Source organism: Roseicyclus sp. (genome assembly GCF_052168335.1).
GTDB lineage: Bacteria > Pseudomonadota > Alphaproteobacteria > Rhodobacterales > Rhodobacteraceae > Roseibacterium.
Window position 1 is genome coordinate 1 of sequence record NZ_JBQLZP010000372.1, and the last position, 2,486, is coordinate 2,486.

Below are 2,486 nucleotides of genomic sequence, written 5' to 3' on the forward strand. Positions count from 1 at the left end.
CATGGCCGCCGGTGCCGCCGCCCTCGCCCTCCATGACGGGCGCGCCCGACTGGAAATGCTCCATGATCGCGCCGAGGATGGCGGGCTTCATGTGATCCCACTCCGCGCCCTCGGCCTTGGTCACGGTGACGAAGTCGGTGCCGAAGAAGACGCCGGTGACGTTCTCGACCGCGAAGATGCGGCGGGCGAGGGGCGACTTCTCGGCCGCGTCCGCGTTCGGGAAGTCGGCCGTTCCCATCTCCAGCACGGACTGGCCGGGCAGGAACTTGAGCGTCGCCGGGTTCGGCGTGGATTCGGTCTGGATGAACATGGGAACGCCTCCTCGGGGGTTGCAGGAGATATGCGGTCCGGCCCCTCCGAAGTCAAGAATTGGAACCGTTCTAAATCGGCCCGGCGTCAGGTGATCTGCTCGAGCTGTTCCTTGGACAGCTCGCCCGGAACGATGGTGATGGGCACGGGCAGCGTGCCCGCCTGCTTGGTCAGCGCCGTCACGAGCGGCCCCGGACCCGCCTTGCCCGAGCCCGCGCCGAGCACGAGCACGCCGATCTCGGGCGACTCGCGGATATGGGCGAGGATCTGGTCGACGGCCGCGCCCTCGCGGATCACGAGGGTCGGGTCGACCTTCTGGCGGTCGCGCATCCACTTGGCGAAGACGTTGAAATGCGCCTCGATCCGCTCGCGCGCCTCGGCCCGCATGACCTCGCCCACGCCGATCCAGTGGTTGAACTCGTCGGGCGGGATGATCGAGATGATCTCGACCCCGCCGCCGGTGTTCCGCGCCCGCATGGCCGCGAAGCGCATCGCGTTCAGGCATTCGCGCGTGTCGTCGAGCACGACGAGAAACTTCCGCATGGGCCCTGCTCCCTGTCCTCGCCCGAGCATGGCGCGGGACCTCGGGGCTGGCAAGCGCGGCGCCGCGCCCTCGGCGGGACGCGGCGCCGGAGGGCCTAGCGGAAGGCCGGCACCGCGGGCAGGAGCGCGGTCGGCCGCCTGTCCGGCGTGCACATGTCGTTGTCCGCCGGCCGGACGCCGAAATGCACCCCCGCCGCGTCGAGCGCGATGAGGTCGTGGTCGGTGCCGCACTCGGCCACCGGCGCCCAGGCGGCGCAGCCCGTGGCGGAGATGTCGGTCTCGAGGTTCGGGACGAGCCCGCAGTCGGCGAGGCCCAGCGCCTCGGCCAGCGCCGGGTCCGCCGTCATCAGCGTCAGGTGCTTCCAGTCCTCGTCGAAGTTCCCCTCGAAGGCGCCCGGAACCGCGTCGGACGGCGCGCCGACCTCGTAGGGGCCGCCGGTGCGGAAGACGAAGGTGCGCAGCGTCATGTCCGGGTCGAGCGCATGGCTGAACACGAGCGACCAGGTGCCGTTCGCGAAGACGAACTCGCGCGTGCCCCAGCCGCCGTACCACGGCTCGGGCGCGGCGGAGCGGAAGGTGCCCGAGAGGGTGGCGATCTCCTCGGCGGGGGCGAAGTCGGCATGGCCGGGCAGGGGGACGAGCGCCGACAGCACGAGGGCGGCGGCAGCGGCGGCGTGGGCGGTTCTGAGAAGGGTCATGATCGTTGCTCCTGGATGATCGGACGCAAGGCCGCGTCCACACCCATGAGCCGCGAGAGCCCGGCGTTTCGACAACCTGAGGCGGAATTTCTCAGGCGGCCTCGCTCTTCGCCCAGTCCCAGTAGAGCTCCCGCGCGCGCCGGGCGACGGGCCCGTGCTGGTAGTGGGTGCCGTCGAACTCGATCACCGGCGTGACCTTGTTGAGGTTGCCGGTCATGAAGACCTCCTCCGCCTGCCGGAAGTCGTCGAAGGTCAGCACGGTCTCGACCACCTCCACCCCGGCGGCGCGCAGGTTCGCCATGTGCCGCCCGCGCGTGATCCCGGCGAGGAAGGTGCCGTTCGGGATCGGCGTGAACACCACCCCGTCGCGCACCATGAAGATGTTGGCCGAGGCCGTCTCGGCCACGTTGCCGAGCGCGTCGGCCACGAGCGCGTTGTCGTAGCCCTTGTCGCGCGCCTCGGCGAGCATCCTCGCGTTGTTGGGATAGAGGCAGCCCGCCTTGGCGTTGCAGACGTTGTCGGCCAGCACCGGGCGGCGGAAGCGCGTCGTCGTCAGGCGTGCCGCCTTGTCGGGGTCGGCCATCGGGATCTCTTCGAGCGAGATGCAGAAGCCCGCCGGACCCTCGCCCGGCAGGATGCCGAGATGCCCGCCGTCAATGCCCCAGAACATCGGCCGGATGTAGACCGCCGCCTCGCGCGGGTAGAGGCGCAGACCCTCCCAGACGGCGTCGAAGATCTCCCGCGGGGATTGCGCGGGGTTCAGCATCAGCGCGCGGGCCGAGGCCACGACGCGTTCGCAATGCGCCATGAGGTCGGGGGCGAGGCCGTCGACATGGCGCGCGCCGTCGAAGACCGTCGTGCCGGGCCAGGCGCCGTGATCGGCGGCCCGCATGACGGGGACGTCGCCCTCGTGCCAGCCGCCTTCGAAATATGTCC

Annotated in this window: 4 protein-coding genes; all 4 read right to left on the reverse strand. The window is 70.6% G+C overall.

Annotated elements, in window-relative coordinates; genetic code table 11:
* A partial coding sequence (locus ACTS11_RS11405; RefSeq protein WP_442640436.1) for a NifU N-terminal domain-containing protein occupies window positions 1-310 on the reverse strand: 310 nt, incomplete at its 3' end.
* An 86-nt stretch (window positions 311-396) separates the two neighbouring features.
* Window positions 397-852, reverse strand: coding sequence for a universal stress protein (locus ACTS11_RS11410; RefSeq protein ID WP_442640437.1), 456 nt, complete (start codon window positions 850-852; stop codon window positions 397-399).
* 95 nt (window positions 853-947) lie between these two features.
* Window positions 948-1,550, reverse strand: coding sequence for a hypothetical protein (locus ACTS11_RS11415; protein WP_442640438.1), 603 nt, complete (start codon window positions 1,548-1,550; stop codon window positions 948-950).
* 91 nt (window positions 1,551-1,641) lie between these two features.
* Window positions 1,642-2,486: branched-chain amino acid aminotransferase (locus tag ACTS11_RS11420; protein ID WP_442640439.1), on the reverse strand; the 845-nt coding region annotated here is incomplete at its 5' end.